This window comes from Micromonospora sp. WMMC273 (assembly GCF_027460285.1).
GTDB lineage: Bacteria > Actinomycetota > Actinomycetes > Mycobacteriales > Micromonosporaceae > Micromonospora > Micromonospora aurantiaca.
In genome coordinates this window covers 2,173,168-2,192,677 of record NZ_JAPZBE010000001.1, presented here as the reverse complement: position 1 = coordinate 2,192,677, position 19,510 = coordinate 2,173,168, and the positions used below count along the sequence as shown (strand labels likewise).

Below are 19,510 nucleotides of genomic sequence, written 5' to 3'. Positions count from 1 at the left end.
GCCCGCGCGACCCCGTCCGCGGCTGGTACGACTGGTGTCGTCGACGGCGCGTACGGAAGGGACCGGATGGCGAGTGAGCCGCGTGGGCACCTGCTGCGGCCCCGCGAGGCCTCCCGCCGGGCGTCGTTCCTGGAACTCTTCTTCGACCTGGCCTTCATCCTCGCGTTGAACCGGGTGTCCCTGGTGCTGGAGGAGGATCTGAGCCTCGGCGGGGCGTACCGGGCCGCACTGCTGCTGGTGCCGATCTGGTGGGTGTGGTTCGTGACCGCCTGGTCGACGGACTGGTTCGACCCGCGTTCCCCGCCGATCGTCACGCTGCTGATCTGGGTCATGTTCGGCGGCCTGCTGATGGCGGCGGCGGCGCCCACCGCGTACACCGGGCACGCGCTCGTGTTCGCCGGCGCGTACGTAGCGATCCACCTGGGCCGGCCGTTGATCCTGCTGCCGGCGCTGCGCGGACATCCGCTGCGGGTGCGCAGCCTGCGGGTGGCGATCTGGTTCGGTGTGTCAGGGGTGCTGTGGGTGACCGGCGCGCTCGCCGGGACGGCGCAGGTGGCGCTCTGGACCACGGCGATCGTCCTGGATCTCGTCCTGGCGCGGCTGCGCTGGCCGACACCGGGGCTGGGCCGGTCGAGCTGGCGCGATCTCCAGGTGGTCGGCGAGCACCTGGCCGAGCGCTACCAGCAGATCTACATCATCGCGCTGGGCGAGCTGATCCTGTCCGCCGGGATCGTGTTCAGCAACGCCGGTTTCGACGGCTACCGGACCGTGGCGTTCGCGCTGGCGTTCGTCAACGCGGTCACCGTGGGGCGGCTCTACCTGGTGCCGGGCGGGATGCGGCTCGGCGAGGCGATCGAGGCGCGCGGGCCGTCCGGGAGCCGGCTCGGCCTGCTGGCCGGTTACCTGCACCTGGTGATGGTGGCCGGGGTGGTGGCCACGGCGGTCGGCGCGCAGGTGATGATCGGGGATCCACTGTCCCGCGATCCGGCCGCGCTCGTGGTGGCGCTCAGCGGCCCGGCACTGTTCCTGATCGGCTGGATCGGGTTGGCCGCGGCCGTGCACCGCCGGGTGACCTGGTACCGGCCGGCCGGGCTGGCGGTGATCGTGGCGCTGGGCGTCCTGGCGTACGGGCTGCCGCTGCTGGCCGGCTCCGCGTTGCTGGCCGCGCTGCTGATCCTGATCGTGTACGCGGAGACCACGGCGGTGCGCCGGGAGGTTCGCAGCTGAACGCGTTAACGCCACCATTCGATTGACAGACGACTATGTGAACGCCAGGCTAGGGGAGATTGTTAGCGTTAACGCGGCCGTCATCTCCCCCGCAGAGGAGGGCCCTCCCGTGCCCCTGACCCGACGCGCGTTCACAGTCGGCGCCCTGTCCGCCGCTGCCGCCGCCACCGGCGCGCTCAGCCTGCCCCGCGGCGCGCTCGCGGCGGCGAACACCGCCTACGCGATGGCCTACTTCACCGAGACGCCGAACGGCCTCGGCGCCGACTACGGCCTGCACCTGGCCGTCAGCCGGGACGGCCTGAACTGGACCCCGCTGAACCAGAACAACCCGGTGGTCACCCCCACCGCCGGGCAGCTCGGCCTGCGCGACCCGTTCGTGCTGCGCAGGACCGACGGCACGTTCGTGGTACTGGCCACCGACCTCAAGGGCACCAACTGGGGGCTGGCCAGCCAGTACCTGCACGTGTGGGATTCGACCGACCTGACCGCGTTCACCGGTTACCGGCGCATCCGGATGCACACGCTCGACACCCACACGTGGGCGCCGACCGCGTTCTGGGACGCCGCCCGCGGCCAGTACGCCATCGTCTACTCCGCCAACAACGGCCGGGACGTGCTGTTCGTCAACTACACCAGCGACTTCCGCACCGTCAGCGCCCCGCAGGTCTACTTCAGCCCCGCCTTCGGCGTGCTCGACGGCGACGTCGTGGTCGACGGCGGCACCACGTACCTGTACTACAAGAACCTCAACGACGGCTACCTGTACGGCGCCCGCTCCACCACCGCCGCGCCGAACAGCTTCACCACGTACACCAGCGGGCTGCGGCAGGGCACCGCGATCGAGGCACCGCTGCTGCTGCGCACCAACGAGGGCAGCTGGCGGCTGTGGGGCGACTCGTTCAGCCCGGTCAACAACGACTACTACGCCTGGTCCACGACGACCATCTCGGGCAACTCGTGGACGCCGCTGAACCAGCGCGACTACACCCCGCCGCTGAACTCCAAGCACGGCTCGATGATCGGCATCAGCGACGCCGAGTACGCCGGCCTGGTCAACCGCTGGGGCACACCGAACTGGGTCCGGCTCAAGTCGTCGAACCTGCCCGACCGCTACGTCCGGCACGCCGACCGGATCGCCCGCGTCGACGCGTACCCGTTCGACCCCTACCAGGACCAGATGTGGCGGATGGTCCCCGGCCTGGCCGACGCCGCCGGCGTCTCGTTCGAGTCGGTCAACTACCCGGGCAACTACCTGCGGCACTACGACTACGCGGTCCGGCTCGACCCGAACGACGGCACCGCCACGTTCCGCGCCGACGCCACCTTCCACCGCACCGCAGGCCTGGCGGACAGCACCTGGTCGTCGTTCCGCTCGCACAACTTCCCCACCCGCTACCTACGGCACTACGACTACCGGCTGCGCATCGACCCGCTCGGCACCGGCTCGCCCGCGATCGACAGGCAGGACGCCACGTTCCGGGTCACCGCGTAACCGTCCCCCACCACCGCCGTCCCCCACCACCACCGTCCCGCCACGGAGGCCGTCCATGCCCGCTCCCCTGGTGAACCGCCGATTCCTGCTCCGCGCCACCGGCGCCACCGCCGTCGCGGCCACCGCCGGCGCCGCCGCCGGGTCCGTCACCGCAGGCGGTACGGCGCACGCCGCGCTGCCACCGGCCCGCCCCGACATCGGCGTGTCCGCGTACGCCTTCGACCCGGGTCAGGTCCGGCTGACCGCCGGCCGATGGCAGGACAACCAGAATCGTACGGTCGCCTACCTGCGCTTCGTCGACGTGAACCGGCTGCTCTACAACTTCCGGGCCAACCACCGCCTGTCCACCGGCGGCGCCGCCGCCAACGGCGGCTGGGACGCGCCGAACTTCCCGTTCCGCACCCACATGCAGGGGCACTTCCTGACCGCCTGGGCGCAGGCGTGGGCGGTGCTCGGCGACACCACCTGCCGGGACAAGGCGCTCACCACGGTGGCCGAGCTGGCCCGCTGCCAGGCCAACAACGGCGCGGCCGGGTTCAGCACCGGCTACCTGTCCGGCTTCCCGGAGTCCGACTTCACCGCGCTGGAGGCCCGGACCCTCAGCAACGGCAACGTCCCCTACTACTGCATCCACAAGACGCTCGCCGGGCTGCTGGACGTGTGGCGGCTGATCGGCAGCACCCAGGCCCGGGACGTGCTGCTGGCGCTGGCCGGCTGGGTCGACCAGCGCACCGGCCGGCTCACCTCGGCCCAGATGCAGGCCATGCTGGGCACCGAGTTCGGCGGCATGAACGCGGTGCTGACCGACCTCTACCAGCAGACCGGCGACGCGCGGTGGCTGACTGTCGCGCAGCGGTTCGACCACGCCGCCGTGTTCAACCCGCTCGCCGCGAACTCCGACCAGCTCAACGGGCTGCACGCCAACACGCAGGTGCCCAAGTGGATCGGCGCGGCCCGGGAGTACAAGGCGACAGGCGTCACCCGCTACCGGGACATCGCCGCGAACGCGTGGGCCATCACCGTCGGCGCCCACACGTACGCCATCGGCGGCAACAGCCAGGCCGAGCACTTCCGCGCGCCCAACGCGATCGCCGGCTACCTGCGCAACGACACGTGCGAGGCGTGCAACACGTACAACATGCTCAAGCTGACCCGGGAGTTGTGGCAGCTCGACCCGGACCGGGTCGCGTACGCCGACTTCTACGAGCGTGCGCTGCTCAACCACATGATCGGCCAGCAGAACCCGGCCGACGCGCACGGTCACGTCACGTACTTCACCCCGCTCAACCCGGGCGGGCGGCGCGGTGTCGGCCCGGCGTGGGGCGGCGGCACGTGGAGCACCGACTACAACTCGTTCTGGTGCTGCCAGGGCACCGGGCTGGAGACCAACACGACGCTGGCGGACGCGATCTACTTCCACAACGGCACCACGCTGACCGTCAACCTGTTCGTCCCGTCCGTTCTCACCTGGAGCCAGCGCGGCATCACCGTCACCCAGGCCACGTCGTACCCGGTCGGCGACACCACGACGCTCACCGTCACCGGCTCGGTCAGCGGCTCGTGGACGATGCGGATCCGGATCCCGGCATGGACCAGCGGGGCGAGCGTCAGCGTCAACGGCGTCGCGGCGGGTATCGCCACCGCGCCCGGCAGCTACGCCGTCCTGACCCGTGCCTGGACCTCCGGCGACACGGTCACGGTCCGGCTGCCGATGCGGGTCGCCACGGTGCCTGCCAACGACGACGCCGCGGTGCAGGCCGTCACGTACGGGCCGGTGGTGCTCTCCGGCAACTACGGCAACACCACGTTGAGCGGCCTGCCCACGCTGGATCCCGCCTCCATCACCCGTACCGGCACGGGCTCTCTCGCGTTCACCGCCCGGGCCGACGGCGCCACCGTCAACCTCGGCCCCTTCTACGACGCCCACGGGCACAACTACACGGTCTACTGGCGGGTCGGCGCGGGCGGTGGCGGCGGGGAGGCGAGCTTCCGGCTCGCCAACGCGGCGAGCGGGCTGGTGCTCGGCATCCAGAACATGTCGACCGCCGACGGCGGGCTCGCGCTGCAGTGGGGTGACACCGGCACCGCCGACCACGACTGGCAGCTTGTGGTAGACGGGTCGGCGCTGCGGCTGCGCAACGTCAACAGCGGCAAGGTGCTGGGGGTGGAGAACATGTCCACCGCCGACGGCGTTCGGATCCTCCAGTGGGCGGACAACGGCACCGCCGACCACCTGTGGACAGTGGTCGACGTCGGCGACGGCAGCCACAAGTTGCGCAACGTGCACACCGGCAAGCTGCTCGGCATCTCCGGCGGCTCGACCGCCCAGGGCGCGTTCGCCGTGCAGGACCCGGACAACGGCAGCCTCGACAACCAGTGGCGGTTCCTGCCCAACGGCGCGCGGCGGATCCAGAACCTCGGCAGCGGGCTGGTGCTCGGCGTACAGAACATGTCCACCGCCGACGGCGGGCCGGTCATCCAGTGGGGCGACACCGGCACCGCCGACCACCTCTGGACCGCGCTCGTGGACACCGGCGGCTACCTGCGGCTGCGCAACGGCAACAGCGGCAAGGTGCTCGGCGTCGAGGGTGGTTCGACCGCGGCGGACGCCCGGATCGTCCAGTGGGCCGACAACGGCACCGCCGACCACAGGTGGCGGCTGCGGCACGGCGGAGGCGGCTGGTTCCGGATCCAGTGCGCGAACGGGGGCCGGGTGCTCGGGCTCAGCGGCGGCTCCGGCGCCCAGGGGGCGCAGGCGGTCCTCGCAGACGACACCGGGGCGGCGCACCAGCGCTGGCGGTTCCTCTGATCACAGGTGACGGCGGGCGCCGATCATGGTCGCCACCAGCGCCGGGTGGTCAGTCGTCCCGCGCATGTCCACCGCGCGGCGGCAGCAGATCGTCACGCCGCCGGACGCCATGATCTGCTGCCGGGCACCGTCGTCGATCCGCCGGTAACCGACCGGCACGCACGAGCGCACGTCCGGGGTGCCGCCGGCGCGCAGGTTGAGGTCACCGCCGAGGACTGTCGGCGCGCTCCCGGTGTCGCCCCGGGTCCCCGGCACCACCGCGCCGAGCAACTGCCCGCACTGGGCCAGCGCCACCTGGCCGCTGGTGTTCGCCAGGTGCGTGGTGCAGGCGTGCAGCCCGTCGCCCCGGACGCAGAGCCAGACCCGCTCCTCCGGGTCGGCGAGGTCCTGCGCCGGATAGGTCCCGCGGTGCACGGACGACCGCGCGTCCCGGCCGTCGAGGCGGGTCAGCAGCCCGATCCCGTACGGCTCGCCGTTGTCGCACCGGGTAGGACCACCGGAGGGGCGGTCACCGGCGGCCTGGAACGCGGACACCACGGTGCCGCCGGCGCGGGCGGCCCGCAGCGTCCGCTCCAGCGTCGCCACGTCGTCGCGGCAGATCTCGTTGAGCGTGACCACGTCGGGTGCCTCGGCGGCGATCACGTCGGCGGCCCGCGGGACGGCCCGGCCGGTGTAGCAGCCGGCCCGGCCGCTGTTGCACAGGTTCATCTGCAGCACCCGCAGCGTTCCCGGGCCGGCGGCGCCGGCGTTCGAGGATCCGGCGGGCAGCCCGGCAACGACGAGCAGGCACACCACTGCCAGCACCCGGCGGACTCGCCGGGCGAGGTGGGTGGCCGGCTGCGGGGACAGCGGGGCTCCAACGGGGTACGGGCGGCGGCGGGCGCCGGTGATCCTATCCCCGGAGCGCCGCGGTCGCCGCCTACCTCGGTACCGCCCGGAACCACGCCTCCCGGTCGTAGGGGTCGGGCCCGCGCCGGGGCAGTGCCGGCGGCACCTCGCCGGCGACCGGCGCGTAGTGGTCGAAGGTGGTGGTCAGCACCGCCTCGCCGCCGGTGAGGTCGGGCAGGGCGGCGACGACCCGCGGCACCCGGGCGGACGGCACGGTGCCGCTCACCTCCAGGTAGCCGCCCGCGACGGCGGTGTCGTGGACGACCGCGCCGAGCCGGCCGAGCAGCGCCAGCACCGTCTCCACCGCGTGCCGCGGCAGGTTGACGTCGAACCGTTCGATCGGCTGGCACACCCGCGTACCGGCCTGCCGCAGCGCGGCGGCGACCACGACCGGGGCGAGGTTGCGGAAGTCCGCCGCCACCGTCGAGATCGACTTGTCGAACTTCTGGTGCGGGCGGCTCTGCCGGGGCCAGTACCGGGACGCCGTCATGGTGACGGTGCAGTCGGTGACCGGCCAGCCGTGCCGGCCCTGCCGCAGCGCGGCCCGTACGCCCTCCTCGGTGGCGGCGACGAACGCCGGGGGCAGCCGGCCCGGCTCGATCCCGGGCCGGAACCCGATGCCGTGCCCGGCCGGTGCGGCCTCGACGCGCAACCCCAGCCCGGCCAGGTACGGGTTGCCGCGTTCCCGTACCCGCTCCTCGGCAGTACCGGTGCCGGCGACCCGTTCGATGCAGGCGGTGAGCGTGCCGGAGAACCGCACCCGGACGCCGTACCGGTCCTCCATCAGGGCGGCGAGGACCTCCTTCTGGACCTCGCCGTGCAGGCGGATCACCGCCTCCGCCTGCTGTTCGTCGAGGCGCAGGTCCACCAGCGGATCCTCGTCGGCCAGTTCGGCCAGGCCGGCGAACATCGCCAGGCGCTGCGCCGGGTCTACCGGCTCGACGACCGCCTGCCGGGTCGGTGGCGGGAACCGGTAGTCGTGCCGCCGAGGCGGGTCGCCGATGTGCTGGCCGATCCGGGCGGACACCCCGCGTACCGCCGCGATCTGCCCGGCGGAGACCGACCGGCGCACCAGCACGCCGGCGGGCTCGATGACGGCGATCTCCGTCACCGGCTCCGGACGGCCGTCGCCGAGCCGCACCCGGTCCCGTACCCGCAGGCGCCCGGACCACAGCCGCAGCCAGACGCGCCGGCCGTGCCCGTCGCGGTCGACGGCGAAGACGGTGCCCGCCGGCGGTCCGTCCCGCGCCTCGCCGTACGGCAGCAGGTCGGCCAGGACGTCGCACAGCCGGCGTACCCCGGCGCCGGTGATGGCCGAGCCGCACACCGCCGGGACCAGCTCGGCGCGGCGCACCGCGCGGCGCAGCGCCCGGCGGACGTCGCGTACGCGGACCGGCCGGTCGGCCAGCCAGCGCGCCGCCACCGCGTCGTCGACCTCCGCCACCTCGGCCACCACCGGCTCGGCGTCGAGGCCCACGGCGTGCACCCGGGCCTCGCGTGTGCCCTGGCCGGTGACGGTGCCGAGCAGGACCGGCCGCGCGCCGAGCCGCTGCCGTACCTGCGCCGTCACCCGGTCGACGTCGGCGCCGCCGCGGTCGACCTTGTTGAAGAAGAACACAGTCGGTACGCCGATGCGGCGCAGCGCCCGCCAGATGGCGACGGTCTGCGGCTGGACGCCCTCCACGCTCGACACCACGAGCACGGCGGCGTCGAGGACGGCCAGGGAGCGCTCGACCTCCGCGATGAAGTCGGGGTGGCCGGGGGTGTCCAGCAGGTTGATGCCGAGGTCGCCGATGGTGATCGACGTGACGGCCGCCCGGATGGTGATGCCGCGGCGGCGTTCCAGGTCCATCGAGTCGGTCCGGGTCGTGCCGGCGTCGACGCTGCCCGGCTCGGCCACGGCGCCTGCCTCGTAGAGCAGGCGTTCGGTCAGGCTGGTCTTTCCGGCGTCAACATGCGCGACGATTCCGAGGTTCAACAGGGCCAAGGCGGAGCTCCACGGTAGGACGGGCAAGGGTCCGAAGCGTGGAAGCTGCTCGCATCATCTCTCCTGGTGGTCGTCGCCGTGGCGGCGCTCGCCGCCGGTGTGCAGTCCTACTTTGCCCGTCCGCCGCGACCGCCACCACCGAATTCGGGCCGGCTCAGCGCACGGGCGCGGCCGTATTCGGCCAGGGCGTGGAAGGCGGCCTTGGGCGTCCACGAGCCGTCCGGCAGCACGCGCACGATCCCGCGTGACGCCAGGTCGTAGTCGTGTTCGGGGTCGCCGGTGGTCGGCAGGTGCCGGTTCGCGAACGTGTACACGAACGCCGCCTCCGCGCCGCCGGCCTCGTAGTCGCGCAGCAGGTCGACGAGGTAGCGTGCCTGGCCTTCCTCGTCGCGCTCCAGTTCCGCGGTGAGCTTCGCCGCACGGCCGTGCTCGTCGTATGCCACCGGCTCCGTCGCGCCCGCGACATCGGCCGCGCCGCGGAACGTGCAGCAGCCGAACTCGGTCGCCGCGTACGGCTTGCCCTGCCCCACGGCCGCCGCCAGGGACTGCGGGAACGCCGCGGAGTTGGTCGAGTCGCGGTAGCCGGCGTCGCTGGCGACGATGTCGAAGGCCGTCCAGTCGACGTCCTCGAGCGGGATCGAGGCGTACCCGACGGGGCCGCCGAAGCGCTCCCGCACCGCGGGTACCGCTTCGGCGAGGAAGTCGCGCACCGCGGCCCGCGCGGCCGGGACCGCCTCCCGCATCCGCATCGGGTCGGTGAACACCGCCATCCGCTCGGTCAGGTCACGGCCGGGCAGGAAACCGTCGGTGAACAGGGAGATCTCGGAACCGGTGAGGTAGACGACCGGGGTGCCGTCACGCCGCAGCCGCTCGGCCCGCTCGGCGCCGTCGAGCAGGAACGCCATGAGGCCGTCGCGGTCCAGGCCGTTGGTGAACGGGCAGTACCACACCTCGAGCCCCGCCTCGGCCGCCAGCCGCGCGGTCAGCTCCAGCCGGTCCTGCACGCCGCCGGTCACGCGGACCGCGTCGCAGCGCAGCTCGTCGCGGATGACGCGCAGGTCGCTGCGCACGACGTCGGGGTCGAACGGTTCGTGGGTGGTGGATCCGGCGCTGACGAAGCCGGTGTCGTAGTTCATGCCGAAGACGCGCATCGAGAACTCCACTCTTAGGGTACGAGCCGTACCCTATAAGGTACGGCGCGTACCCTGCAAGGCATGAGGAGGCGACGGGGCGAAGAACTGGAACAGGCGATCCTGCGGGCCGCGGCGGAGGAACTACGCGAGTCCGGATACGCGGGGATGACGATGGACCGGGTGGCCGCCCGCGCCGGGACCAACAAGAACGCCATCTACCGCCGATGGCCGCACCGGGCGGCGCTGGGCGTCGCGGCGTACCGCCACCTGTCCGACGCCGCCATGCCGAACCCGGACACGGGCACGCTGCGAGGCGACGCGCTCGAGATGCTCCGGCTGGCAAACGAGACGTGGTCGTCGCCGCACGGGGCCGTCCTGCGCGGCCTGCTCGCCGCCGCGGCCGACGACCCGGAGTTGCTCACCCTCATGCGCGAACGGTCCGGCGCCGACACCATGGACCGCGCGTGGATCGGGATGCTGGAACGGGCCGCGGCCAGGGGCGAAGCGCCGGCGGCAGCAGTCCGTCACCGGGTGGCGACGGTACCGATGATGTTGCTGCGCGCCGAGTACGCGATGCGCGGCGTCCCCTCCGTCCCCGACGAGGTGCTGGTCGAGATCGTGGACGAGGTGTTTCTGCCCCTGGTACGCGGTCACGGCTGACGCCACCGTTCATCGGCGCGCCGCGCGGCGCCGGATCCGCCAGACCCGCAGCACCACGACGACGCCGATCACGGCCAGCAGGGCCCACTCCCCGATGCCCAGTTCCCGCTCCAGATAGCGGTACGAGGCGGCGCCCAGGTAGCCCAGCAGCGCCACGGCCGTCGCCCACACCAGCCCGCCGGCCAGGTTCGCCCGGAGGAACACCGGCCACCGCATCCCACCGGTGCCGGCGATCAGGGGGACCACGGCGCGCAGCACCGCCACCCAGCGTCCGATGAGCACCGCCCACGCCCCCCGCCGGGCGACCAGGCGGCGGGCCCGCGCGATGTCGAGGCGCCGGCGCAGCACCCGCGGAGCGCGGGCGAGCACACCCGGGCCGTACCGGCGGCCGAGGGCGTACCCGGCCTGGTCACCGAGGCAGGCCCCGGCCGCCCCGGCGGCCACCACCGCCCACAACGGCAGCGCGCCGCCGTGGGCCACCAGCCCGCCGATCAGGATCGCTGTCTCACCCGGTACGACGAGCCCGAGCAGCGTCGAGGACTCCAGCGCCGGCAGGACGAACACCAGCGTCAGGACGAGGACCGGCGGCAGCCCGACGAGCGTCTCCACCACCGTGTCCACCACCAGCCGATTGTCGCCCTCGACGGGTTGACCGGTGGCGAACGAGACCATCCCGGTGCCACCGGTCCTCGCGGTGGCCGGCGCCGGTACGCGGGGCGGCCTCAGCCGGGGGCGCCGGCCCGGATGTCGTCGACGAGTTCCCGTACGGCCTCCCGGTACTCCGGCTCGGTGTGATAGTGCCAGTGGCGTTCGACGGGCGGCGGCACGGTGTCCGGCGCCTCCACGACGACGCTGCGGGGGTCCCGCAGCCGGACGTCGACCGCCCCGGCGGCCGGGGGCAGGTGGGCCCGCAGACCCGGGTCGGCGAAGATCGGGCCGCCGATCGGATCGGTGTCGCGCCACAGGTTGCGCCAGCGCCAGCCGATCCGGTCGCCGACGTCGCGCAGCGCCTGCTCACCGAGATACGCCGGGTAGAGGCGGGCGTAGATGCGGTGCAGCGGACTGCCGTGGGTCAGCAACGCGACGTGGGGCAGGGCCTCCGGCGGCAGTTGCAGGACGGTGGCGGCGGCCAGGACGGAGCCGTGGCTGTGTCCGGAGATCACCACCGGGCCCTGCGCGGCGAGCGCGGTGACCCGCCGGGCCAGCTCCGGTACGGCGCGGGCGGCGTAGCACGGCGGCGCGAACGGGTGCACCGTACGCGGCCAGAACGTGCCCAGGTCCCACAGCACGCCGACGAGCCGGCGGGTCTCCGGCGACCGGTACGCCCGGTAGCCCAGGATCAGCAGCCCGATGACGAGCAGACTGATGGCCCAGATGCCGACGTCCGTCACGTACGCGGTCAGCACGGCGAGCGTGTCGTGCCGGCGGCCGAGGCGGGCGACGAGCTGGGTGGGGCCGATCCCGATCAGGTCGAGCGCGACGGTGGCGAGCCCGACCGACGAGATCACGAAGAACGCCACGAATGTCGGCCCGAGCTCGTCGGTCACGAAGGACCGGGCGATCGTCGAGCGGACCGCGTCGAGTCGTGGCGTCGCCTCGGCGGGCGCGTCGGGATAGTCGTGCTCGACCACGCGTCGCGCGTACGCCCGCCGCCGGCGCCGGGCCACCGGCAGGGTGACGGCGATCGCCGCGCTGACGACCAGCAGAGCGGCGAGCCCGGCCAGCGCCGCCCACCAGTACCCGACGGGTGGTTCCAGCGGTCCCAGGGCGGGCGGGTTGTTCCGGATCGGGTCGGGGATGCGGCCCCGGTCGAGCTGGTCCGCCGTCCGGAACACGAGCGTGGCCGTGTAGGCGGAGGCGACGGTGACCGACATGGCCGCGACCAGCGGTGTGCCGAGCCCGCGGAGCAGGGCGCGGGAACCGGCCGGCCGGGCACGCCGGCGCGCGAGCGTCACCGCGGCGATCAGGACCAGCATCAGCCCCTGCGCCGCGACCAGACCGGCGACGGCACCCTCGTAGCCGGGCATCTGCCCGGCCGGCACGGGAACCTCCCGCCGGGACACGGCGTACCCCAGGCTCGAGACCGTGGCCACCAAGACCAGGCTCCAGACCACGCGGCGCAACGGCCCGGCCCACCCGGCGGGGACGGTCACTGTCAGCAGCACGGCGCAGAGGACCACGAGCCCGGCGGGGAGGCCGAGCAGCCCGAGGGCGACGGCGCTCCACCGGCCGTGCGACACCGCGACGACGAGGCTGACGCCGACGGTGCCGGCGCCGAGACCCACGTGGATCTGGCGCAGCCACGAGGTCATCTGCTCGTCGTGCCAGACCCCGGGGGCGGCGAGACTCCCGGTCGACTCCAGGAGCCGCCCGCGCGGCGGCGCCGATCCGAAGCCCTCGAAAGCGGCGGCCGACCGCTTCCCGACGGCCCAGAACACCCGCAGCGCCAGCAGCGGGACCAGTGCCAGCACGGCCAGGCGCGGGCCGATCGGCAACGCCACCAGCCACGACAGGTACGGCCTACCCTCCCGGCACTCGGCGTACGGGACGCACTGCCAGCCGGTCAGGTTCATGGTGACCCCGACCAGCGCCAGCGTGAACGCCACGGTCAGCGATCCGGCCAGCAGGCGGCACAGTCCGCCGAGCAGGCCGTAGCGGTCCACCGGGGTGGAACGCATCCACACCGCCAGGTTGCTCAGCATGAACGGCAGCAGCACCAGCATCGACGCCGTACGCACCGCCACCCCGGCGGTCAGCGTCCCCCAGCGGTACGCCTCCACCACCACCCCGGCTGTCGCGCCGCCCGCCGAGCCGAGCCCTTCCCGGACCCGGTAGAACCCGGCGTGCCCGTCGCCGGCCACGCGTACCACGATGGGATGGTCGACGATCGTCTCCGCCGACGCGCCGGACACCCCGTGGACGCGCAGCTCGACGCCTCTGTCGCCGCCCGGTGTCTCCACGATCGAAGCGTCACAAAGACGGCCCGTCCCGCGCTGCCGAACGCGGAACACCGCGGACCTCACGCCCTGCGGGCAGCCGGATCGTCAGCACCAGGTCAGCGTCGAGTTGACGCGCGTGACGTTGCTGATCGTGTTGTTCGCGCCGCCGCACGGGTTCTGGGTGATGTTGGTGTTGGTGACAGTCAGGTTCTGGAAGCGGATGCCGGAGGAGATCGGGAACTCGGTCCGCGAGGCGATGCGCACCTCGCCGCCGCCGGTCACCGTGCCGGACACCCCGGCGATGGTGACGTTGTAGCAGTTCTCCAGGAGGATCGAGTTGTTGCCGGTGTTCGAGATCGTCACCCGGTCGATGACCGCGCCGCCGGACTCCGACACGCAGAAGATCCCCCGGCCGCCACCGGACGCGATCACCGTGCCGACCCGGATGTTGGTCGGGTACGAGCTGCCGATGCGGCCGTTGCGGTTGGCCATCCGGAACGCCGCGTACCCGGTCCCGGTGCCGGCGCCCTGCGCGTCGACCGTGCCCACCGTGGCGTTGATCGTGTCGTTGAGCAGCAGGCCGGAGTAGCCGGTGTTGCGCGCGGTGACGGTGCCGATGGTCAGGCCGTCCACGCCGTACGTCTCCACGCCGTGCGCGCCCGTCCCCGACACGTACACGCTGTCGATGCGCACGTTGCGCACCTTGACCGCCCGGTCGCCGCCGTGGTTGTCGATCCGCACCCCCAGGCCGCCGGACAGCCGCATGTCGATCTGGCCGAGCGTCAGGTTGTTCACGTTGCGCATGAAGATCCCGTACAGCGGAGCGCCGGTGAGGGTGAGGTGCTGCACCTCGACGTCGGTGGTCCCGCGCGAGTAGACGGGCGCGTAGTCACCCGACCCCGAGCCGGTCACGTTTATCGTGCCGCAGACCGCGAGCGTCGTGTACGACGGCAGCGACAGCCGCGAGCCCGCGCTCATCGAGCCGGAGCCGCGCACCACCACCCGCTGCTTGGCGGTCCGGCCGGCCGGCAGCGAGTTCACCGCGGCCTGCATCGCGGCGAGCATGTCCCCGCCCGAGTACACGGTCGACGATCCGTTGCGGGCCGTCCAGGTGCCACCGTTCAGCACCGCCTCGGCCTGGTAGGAGCCGCTGCCGCACCCGGTGGACGGCGGCGGCGTGGTCGGCGTGCCGCCGGTGCCCACCCGGACCATCTGCCACTGCTGGTTGGTGCCGTTGAGATCGGCGTACTGGCTGATCCGGGCGCCGTCGGCGGTCGACCGTTCCCAGACCTCCAGGGCCTTCCCGGAGTGCCTGTTGATCAGCCGGATGTAGCCGCCGTCCGAGTCGAGGACCTGGAACTGCTGGTTGGTGCCGTTGAGGTCGGGCCACTGCCGGTACTCCGCGCCGTCCGCGACGTTCCACTCCCACAGGTCCACCACCTTGCCGCTGTGGCGGGCCCGCAGGCGGTAGTAGCCGCTGCCGGAGGAGACGAACTGGAACTGCTGCCACTCGCCGTCGTTGCGGGACCACTGCTGGATCGCCGCGCCGTCGGCGGTCGAGGTGTCCCGCACGTCGAGGGCCTTGCCGCTGTTGCGGTTGACCAGCACGTACCAGGCGCTGGTGTCGATGGTGGCCGCCTGCGCCGACGGCGCGGCCACGACGGCGACGCCGACCGCGGCGGCCAGCGCCGCCACCAGGGCCAGCGCCAGACCGGCCCGGCGGCGTGCGGGCGACGACGTCACTGCGGGGTTGAACATCGTTCGACCTCCGGGAAGGGGGTACGCCGGGTGCGGCGCAGCGGTTGTCGGGCGCCTACTCCAGGTGGAAGGTGGCCGCGGCCCGGTCCGCGTCGGCGGCCACCGTTTCGAGCTGGAGCAGGCCGTCCCGGTGGCGGACGTACCGGCCTGGGTAGTTCTGCGATTCGAGGGAGAGCCCGTCGGCCGCGGCCAGGCCGGAGCGGCGCTGGAAGCTCGCGTCGTTGTCGAACAGGGCCGAGCCGTCGTCGCGTTCCACGTAGAGCGCGAAGGCCCGGTGCCGCAGGTAGTAGCCGGGGAAGTTCGTCGACTCCAGCGACACCGATCCGGCGCCGGCGAGGCCGGGCACGATGCGGAACTGCGAGTCGGCGAGGTTCGTGACGTTCGGTTCGACGCGGGCCCGGTAGTCGTAGTGCCGGACGTAGGCGGCCGGGAGGTCGTGCGAGCGCAACCGGACCGGGGTGGCCCCGTCGGGTACCGGGATGCCGAGGTTCGGGGTGCCGTCGGCGTTCCAGTACAGCTTCTGGATCCGGGTCCGCCGGTTCGGGTCGTTGAGCGGGTCACCGCTGATGTCCCGGTAGTTGCGGTCGTGGTAGACCAGGATGTCGCTCTGCCCGTCCTCGGAGACGGTGAAGGAGTTGTGGCCGGGGCCGTACTGGCCGGTGGCGGCGTTGCTCGCGAACACCGGTGTCGGGCTCTTGCTCCAGGAGGCGGGGTCGAGCAGGTTCGCGCCGGCCGACGCGGTGAGCATGCCGAGGCAGTAGTTCGCGTCGGTGGCGCTGGCCGAGTACGTGAGGAAGACCCGGCCGTTGCGCTGGATCACCGTCGGCCCTTCGGCGACGCGGTAACCGCGGGTCTCCCAGTCGTACGTGGGCACGACCAGCCGGGCCACCGGGCCGGTGATCTGCCACGGTTCGGCGCCCGTCCGGGCGAGGTAGACGTTGGAGTTGGTGGCGATGCCCGGTTCCTGCTGGGCCCAGGTCAGGTACCGCACCCCGTTCACCACGAACGTCGAGGCGTCCAGGCTGAACGTGTCCCACGGCGTGGTGATCCGGCCGCGTTCGGTCCACGAGCCGGTCAGCGGGTTCGCGCTCGCGTTCTCCAGCACGTACATCCGGATCCGCCACACGTCGTCGGTCCGCCCGGCGGCGAAGTAGACGTACCACCTGCCGTTGATGAAGTGGATCTCCGGAGCCCAGATGTGGGCGCCCATCTCGCCGCTGGTGTGCCGGCGCCAGATCGTCGTCTCGGTGGCGGTGGCGGTGGCGAGCCCTTGCAGGGTGGTGGCCCGCCGGAGCACGATCCGGTCGTACTGCGGCACCGTCGCGGTCATGTAGTAGTAGCCGTCGGTGTGCCGGACGATGTGCGGGTCGGCCCGCTGGCTCACCAGCGGGTTGGTGTAGCTCACCGCGGGCGCCGCCTGCGCGGGGCCGGGCACGGCGAGGCCGGCCGAGGTGGTGAGCAGCGCGAGCGCCGCGGCCAGGACCGGGCGGAGAAGGTGCCGAGGCGACATACGCGCCCTCCCAGGTCGGCGGGTTCGTCGGTCCGTGCCGGGGCGCCGGCCGGGTCAGTACACATAGGGCCAGGCGGCGGCGTCGTAGCCGATGCGGTTGACACCGAGCAGCGACGCGCCGTCGTCGGCGTAGTAGTGGTAGAAGAGGACGTCGCCGTCGGTGTCGGCGAGGACCGCCTGGTGGCCGGGGCCGTGCACGCTGCCGTGCGAGGCGAGGATCTGCGTGCCGCCCCCGGCGAGCATGTCCCGGCCGGTGCGGTCCACGAACGGCCCGGTGGGGCTCGCCGAACGACCGACCATGATCCGGTACGTGCTGGCGGCGCCCTGGCAGCAACGGTCGAACGAGACGTACAGGTAGTACCAGGAGCCGCGCTTGACCAGGACGGGCGCCTCGATGCCGGGGCCGTAGTTCGCGAGCGCGTACACGGCGGTGCCGAGCCGGCGTCCGGTGGCCGGGTCGATCGGGATCATCTTGATGCCGGACCAGAACGAGCCAAAGGTGAGCCACCAGCGGCCCTGGTCGTCGACTGTGAGGTTCGGGTCGATGGCGTTGAAGTCGTCGGTGGTCCGCGACTCGACGACCAGCCCTTCGTGGGTCCAGCTCCCGGCATTGCCGGTAGTGCTGGTCGCGAGGAAGATCGCCGAGCGGTTGGAACCGAACGTCGACGCCGAGTAGTACAGGTGGTAACGCCCGTTGCGGTACGACAGGTCGGGCGCCCACAGGTTGCGCGCTCCCCCGGTGTACGTGGTGGTCCACGGCGCGCCACCGGGGAAGACGGCGCCCGCGTTGCGGAAGGCGATCCGGTCGGCGGAGGTCTTCAGCGCGATGCCGTCACCGGTGTGCGCGACGAGGTAGGTGCCGTCGGGTCGCTTGACCACCGTCGGATCGTGGACGCCGATGTCCCCGGTCACCCGGCCGGGCTGCGGGTAGGCGGGCGCCGGGCTGGTCGGTGCCGGGGTCGTGGGCGCCGGTGTGGTGGGCCGGCCGCCGGCCAGCCGGATCAGCTGCCACTGCTGGTTGACGCCGTCCAGATCGGTGTAGCCGGCCAGCCGCCCACCGTCGGCGGTGGACCACTGCCACACGTCGACGACCTTGCCCCACTGCCGGTTCACGAACCGCACGAACCCGCCCGCGGAATCCTGCAACCGGAACTGCTGGGTGGCCGACGACCGGTCGGTGCTCTGCACGAGCTGGGTGCCGTCGCCGCCGCTCGGCAACTCCAGCACCTTCCCGCTGTGCCGGGACCGCACCTTGTAGAACCCGCCGCCGGCGTCCACGAACTGCCACTGCTGCACGGCGAGGTCGTTGCGCGTCCACTGGTTCACCGGGGCGTTCTCCGCCGTCGACCAGTCGTACAGGTCCATCGCCTTGCCGCTGTGCCGGTTCACTACGACGTACGACGCGGACGTGTCCACTGTCGCCGCCGACGCCGGGGGCATCCCGGCCACCACTCCCGCGGCGAGGACGGCCGCGACCACGACCGTGGCCGTACGCGTCGTCCGAGCGGTCCCTGTCACCGAAACCTCCTGCGCTCGGCCGCCTCCGGCCGGCTGCGGCGGCTCGCCTCGCCCGTGACGCTCATGGCAACGGCATTACCGCCGGGTTACGGCAATGTTCTCGTTAACATAGACGAGTGTCAAGGTGACGGGCATCGATCGCCCTCCGACGGGCGCCTCCGGCCGCTACCGCGGTTCGGTCGAGGCCGGGTCGGCGGTCGCGTCGACGATGGAGACGGGTGTGCCCAGCTCCACCGTCCGGGACACGGTGCAGAGCCGGTCGTGCGACTGCCGCAGCGAGCGGGGCAGCACCTCGCGGGCCCGGTCGCCGTCCGCGCCGTCCGGGAACGTCACCGCGAACGTGACGGTGAGATTCTCCATCCGGTTCCCGGCCTCCGGGTCGCGGATCTTGTCGCCGCTCACCGTGACGGCGAACCGGGTCGGCTCGGCGCGACGGCTCGTCACGTGGTCGACGTCCACAGCGGTGCAGCCGCCGAGGGCCGCCAGCAGCAGCTCCACGGGCGTGAAGGTCGCGTCCTCCCCCGTACCCATCGACAGCTCGCCGCCACGGGCGTTGCGCGCCACGTATCTGCCCACGCTTGTGCGCTCGATCTCCACCGACCGGAAGGTGTCGTCGCTCATGCGACGAACCTACCGAAAGCGTTCCGCGAACGTGCGGTACACCGGTGTGCCCGGCAGCCCGTCACGCACGGCGAACACCACGAGGTCGAACCGGCCGACCGCCAGGAGTGCGTCGGCGAACGCGCCGGCCACCGTCGCCGGGTCGTTCCGGAACACCCCGCAACCCCAGGCGCCCAGCACCACCGTGCGATGCCCGTGCGCGGCAGCGACCTCCAGCACGCGGCGGGCCCGCCGGGCCAGCACCGCCGGCACGTCCGCGGCGTGCTCCGGCTGGTTGCGTACGATCGCGCCCAGGTTCGGCGCCGCCGCGGTCAGGAAGGACGTGGTGTACGGCCGGTCGAGCAGGTTTCCCTTGTCGTCGCGGAACACCGGCACGCCCGGGGAGTAGACGACCCGGTCGCTGTAGCGCAGATCCCGCTGGCCGCGGTGGAAGGCGTAGAAGCCGGGCGCTGCGAGCAGACACGGGTACAGCGCGGACGAACGGGCGATGCTCTCCTCCTGCGCCTTCGCCCCGCCCAGGAACCCGCCACCCGGGTTCTTCGCCGACGCGAACACCAGACACGCCGCGCCGGGCCCGAGCCGGCGGGCCGCCTGCAACGTCGACTCGTGCGTCACCTCCACGTCACCGGCGCCGGGCTTCGCGCCGTCGAGGTGGAGGACGTCGTCCGGCAGGTGCTCACGGGTGCCGTCGACCGCGGCGCGTACCACCGTTTCGATCGCGACGTCCTCGCCGGCATCGTTGCGGTAGCGTCCCGCTTCGGCGATCGCTACCGTCTGCCGGGCGATCTCGCGGAGACGGCTGCTCATCCGGCACACCCGTCGATGTCGTTCATGATCGGCAATCTAGGCAGCCCTCGGCACGCCGGGCAACCGATTAGCAGTCGCCGGAACGGACCCGTCGATCCCGTGGCGGGCCGCCGCGGTCATCGGGGCGGGTCGCGCCACCCGTCCCGCACAGGGCATAGTGG

14 protein-coding genes are annotated in these 19,510 nt (G+C 72.7%); 4 read left to right on the top strand and 10 right to left on the bottom strand.

Annotation, left to right across the window (positions count from 1 at the left end; genetic code table 11):
- Positions 1-66 precede the first annotated feature (66 nt).
- From O7611_RS10285 to O7611_RS10275, 3 genes are all read left to right on the top strand, one after another.
- The gene (locus O7611_RS10285; RefSeq protein ID WP_194799915.1) at positions 67-1,227 is read left to right on the top strand and encodes a low temperature requirement protein A; all 1,161 of its coding nucleotides are present in this window, start codon (positions 67-69) and stop codon (positions 1,225-1,227) included.
- Positions 1,228-1,336: 109 nt separating this feature from the next.
- Complete coding sequence (locus O7611_RS10280) at positions 1,337-2,719, top strand: glycoside hydrolase family 43 protein (protein ID WP_269696680.1); 1,383 nt, start codon at positions 1,337-1,339, stop codon at positions 2,717-2,719.
- A gap of 55 nt (positions 2,720-2,774) precedes the next feature.
- Complete coding sequence (locus tag O7611_RS10275) at positions 2,775-5,528, top strand: beta-L-arabinofuranosidase domain-containing protein (RefSeq protein ID WP_194799913.1); 2,754 nt, start codon at positions 2,775-2,777, stop codon at positions 5,526-5,528.
- On the opposite strand, the gene O7611_RS10270 is transcribed toward O7611_RS10275, so the two are convergent.
- The 3 genes from O7611_RS10270 to O7611_RS10260 form a co-directional block, all read right to left on the bottom strand.
- Positions 5,529-6,332: an endonuclease/exonuclease/phosphatase family protein gene (locus O7611_RS10270; protein ID WP_194799912.1), complete on the bottom strand. Its 804-nt coding sequence runs from the start codon at positions 6,330-6,332 to the stop codon at positions 5,529-5,531.
- A 115-nt stretch (positions 6,333-6,447) separates the two neighbouring features.
- Positions 6,448-8,403 (bottom strand): elongation factor G, encoded by a 1,956-nt coding sequence (locus O7611_RS10265; RefSeq protein ID WP_194799911.1) that lies wholly within the window; start codon positions 8,401-8,403, stop codon positions 6,448-6,450.
- 107 nt (positions 8,404-8,510) lie between these two features.
- Positions 8,511-9,554 carry a hypothetical protein gene (locus tag O7611_RS10260; RefSeq protein ID WP_194800124.1) on the bottom strand — a complete coding sequence of 348 codons (1,044 nt, stop codon included), beginning with the start codon at positions 9,552-9,554 and terminating at the stop codon, positions 8,511-8,513.
- 63 nt (positions 9,555-9,617) lie between these two features.
- Between O7611_RS10260 and O7611_RS10255 the strand changes: the two genes are divergently transcribed.
- On the top strand, positions 9,618-10,196 hold the full coding sequence (locus tag O7611_RS10255) for a TetR/AcrR family transcriptional regulator (RefSeq protein WP_194799910.1): 579 nt from the start codon (positions 9,618-9,620) through the stop codon (positions 10,194-10,196).
- A 9-nt stretch (positions 10,197-10,205) separates the two neighbouring features.
- Here O7611_RS10255 and O7611_RS10250 read toward each other — a convergent pair whose 3' ends face one another.
- The 7 genes from O7611_RS10250 to O7611_RS10220 all read right to left on the bottom strand — a co-directional run bounded on the left by O7611_RS10250 (position 10,206) and on the right by O7611_RS10220 (position 19,349).
- A complete protein-coding gene (locus O7611_RS10250; RefSeq protein ID WP_194799909.1) occupies positions 10,206-10,868 on the bottom strand; it encodes a DedA family protein in 663 nt (220 codons plus the stop codon).
- Between the two features lie 50 nt (positions 10,869-10,918).
- Positions 10,919-13,156, bottom strand: coding sequence for a hypothetical protein (locus tag O7611_RS10245; RefSeq protein WP_269696679.1), 2,238 nt, complete (start codon positions 13,154-13,156; stop codon positions 10,919-10,921).
- Positions 13,157-13,240: 84 nt separating this feature from the next.
- Entirely contained in the window at positions 13,241-14,893 is a 1,653-nt protein-coding gene (locus tag O7611_RS10240) for an RICIN domain-containing protein (protein ID WP_194799908.1), read from the bottom strand.
- A gap of 55 nt (positions 14,894-14,948) precedes the next feature.
- Complete coding sequence (locus O7611_RS10235; protein WP_269696678.1) at positions 14,949-16,403, bottom strand: family 43 glycosylhydrolase; 1,455 nt, start codon at positions 16,401-16,403, stop codon at positions 14,949-14,951.
- A 54-nt stretch (positions 16,404-16,457) separates the two neighbouring features.
- Positions 16,458-17,921, bottom strand: a complete 1,464-nt coding sequence (locus O7611_RS10230) for a family 43 glycosylhydrolase (protein ID WP_269696677.1) — start codon at positions 17,919-17,921, stop codon at positions 16,458-16,460.
- Between the two features lie 165 nt (positions 17,922-18,086).
- Positions 18,087-18,542 (bottom strand): OsmC family protein, encoded by a 456-nt coding sequence (locus tag O7611_RS10225; RefSeq protein ID WP_194799905.1) that lies wholly within the window; start codon positions 18,540-18,542, stop codon positions 18,087-18,089.
- 9 nt (positions 18,543-18,551) lie between these two features.
- Positions 18,552-19,349 carry a TIGR02452 family protein gene (locus O7611_RS10220; RefSeq protein WP_194799904.1) on the bottom strand — a complete coding sequence of 266 codons (798 nt, stop codon included), beginning with the start codon at positions 19,347-19,349 and terminating at the stop codon, positions 18,552-18,554.
- Positions 19,350-19,510 lie beyond the last annotated feature (161 nt).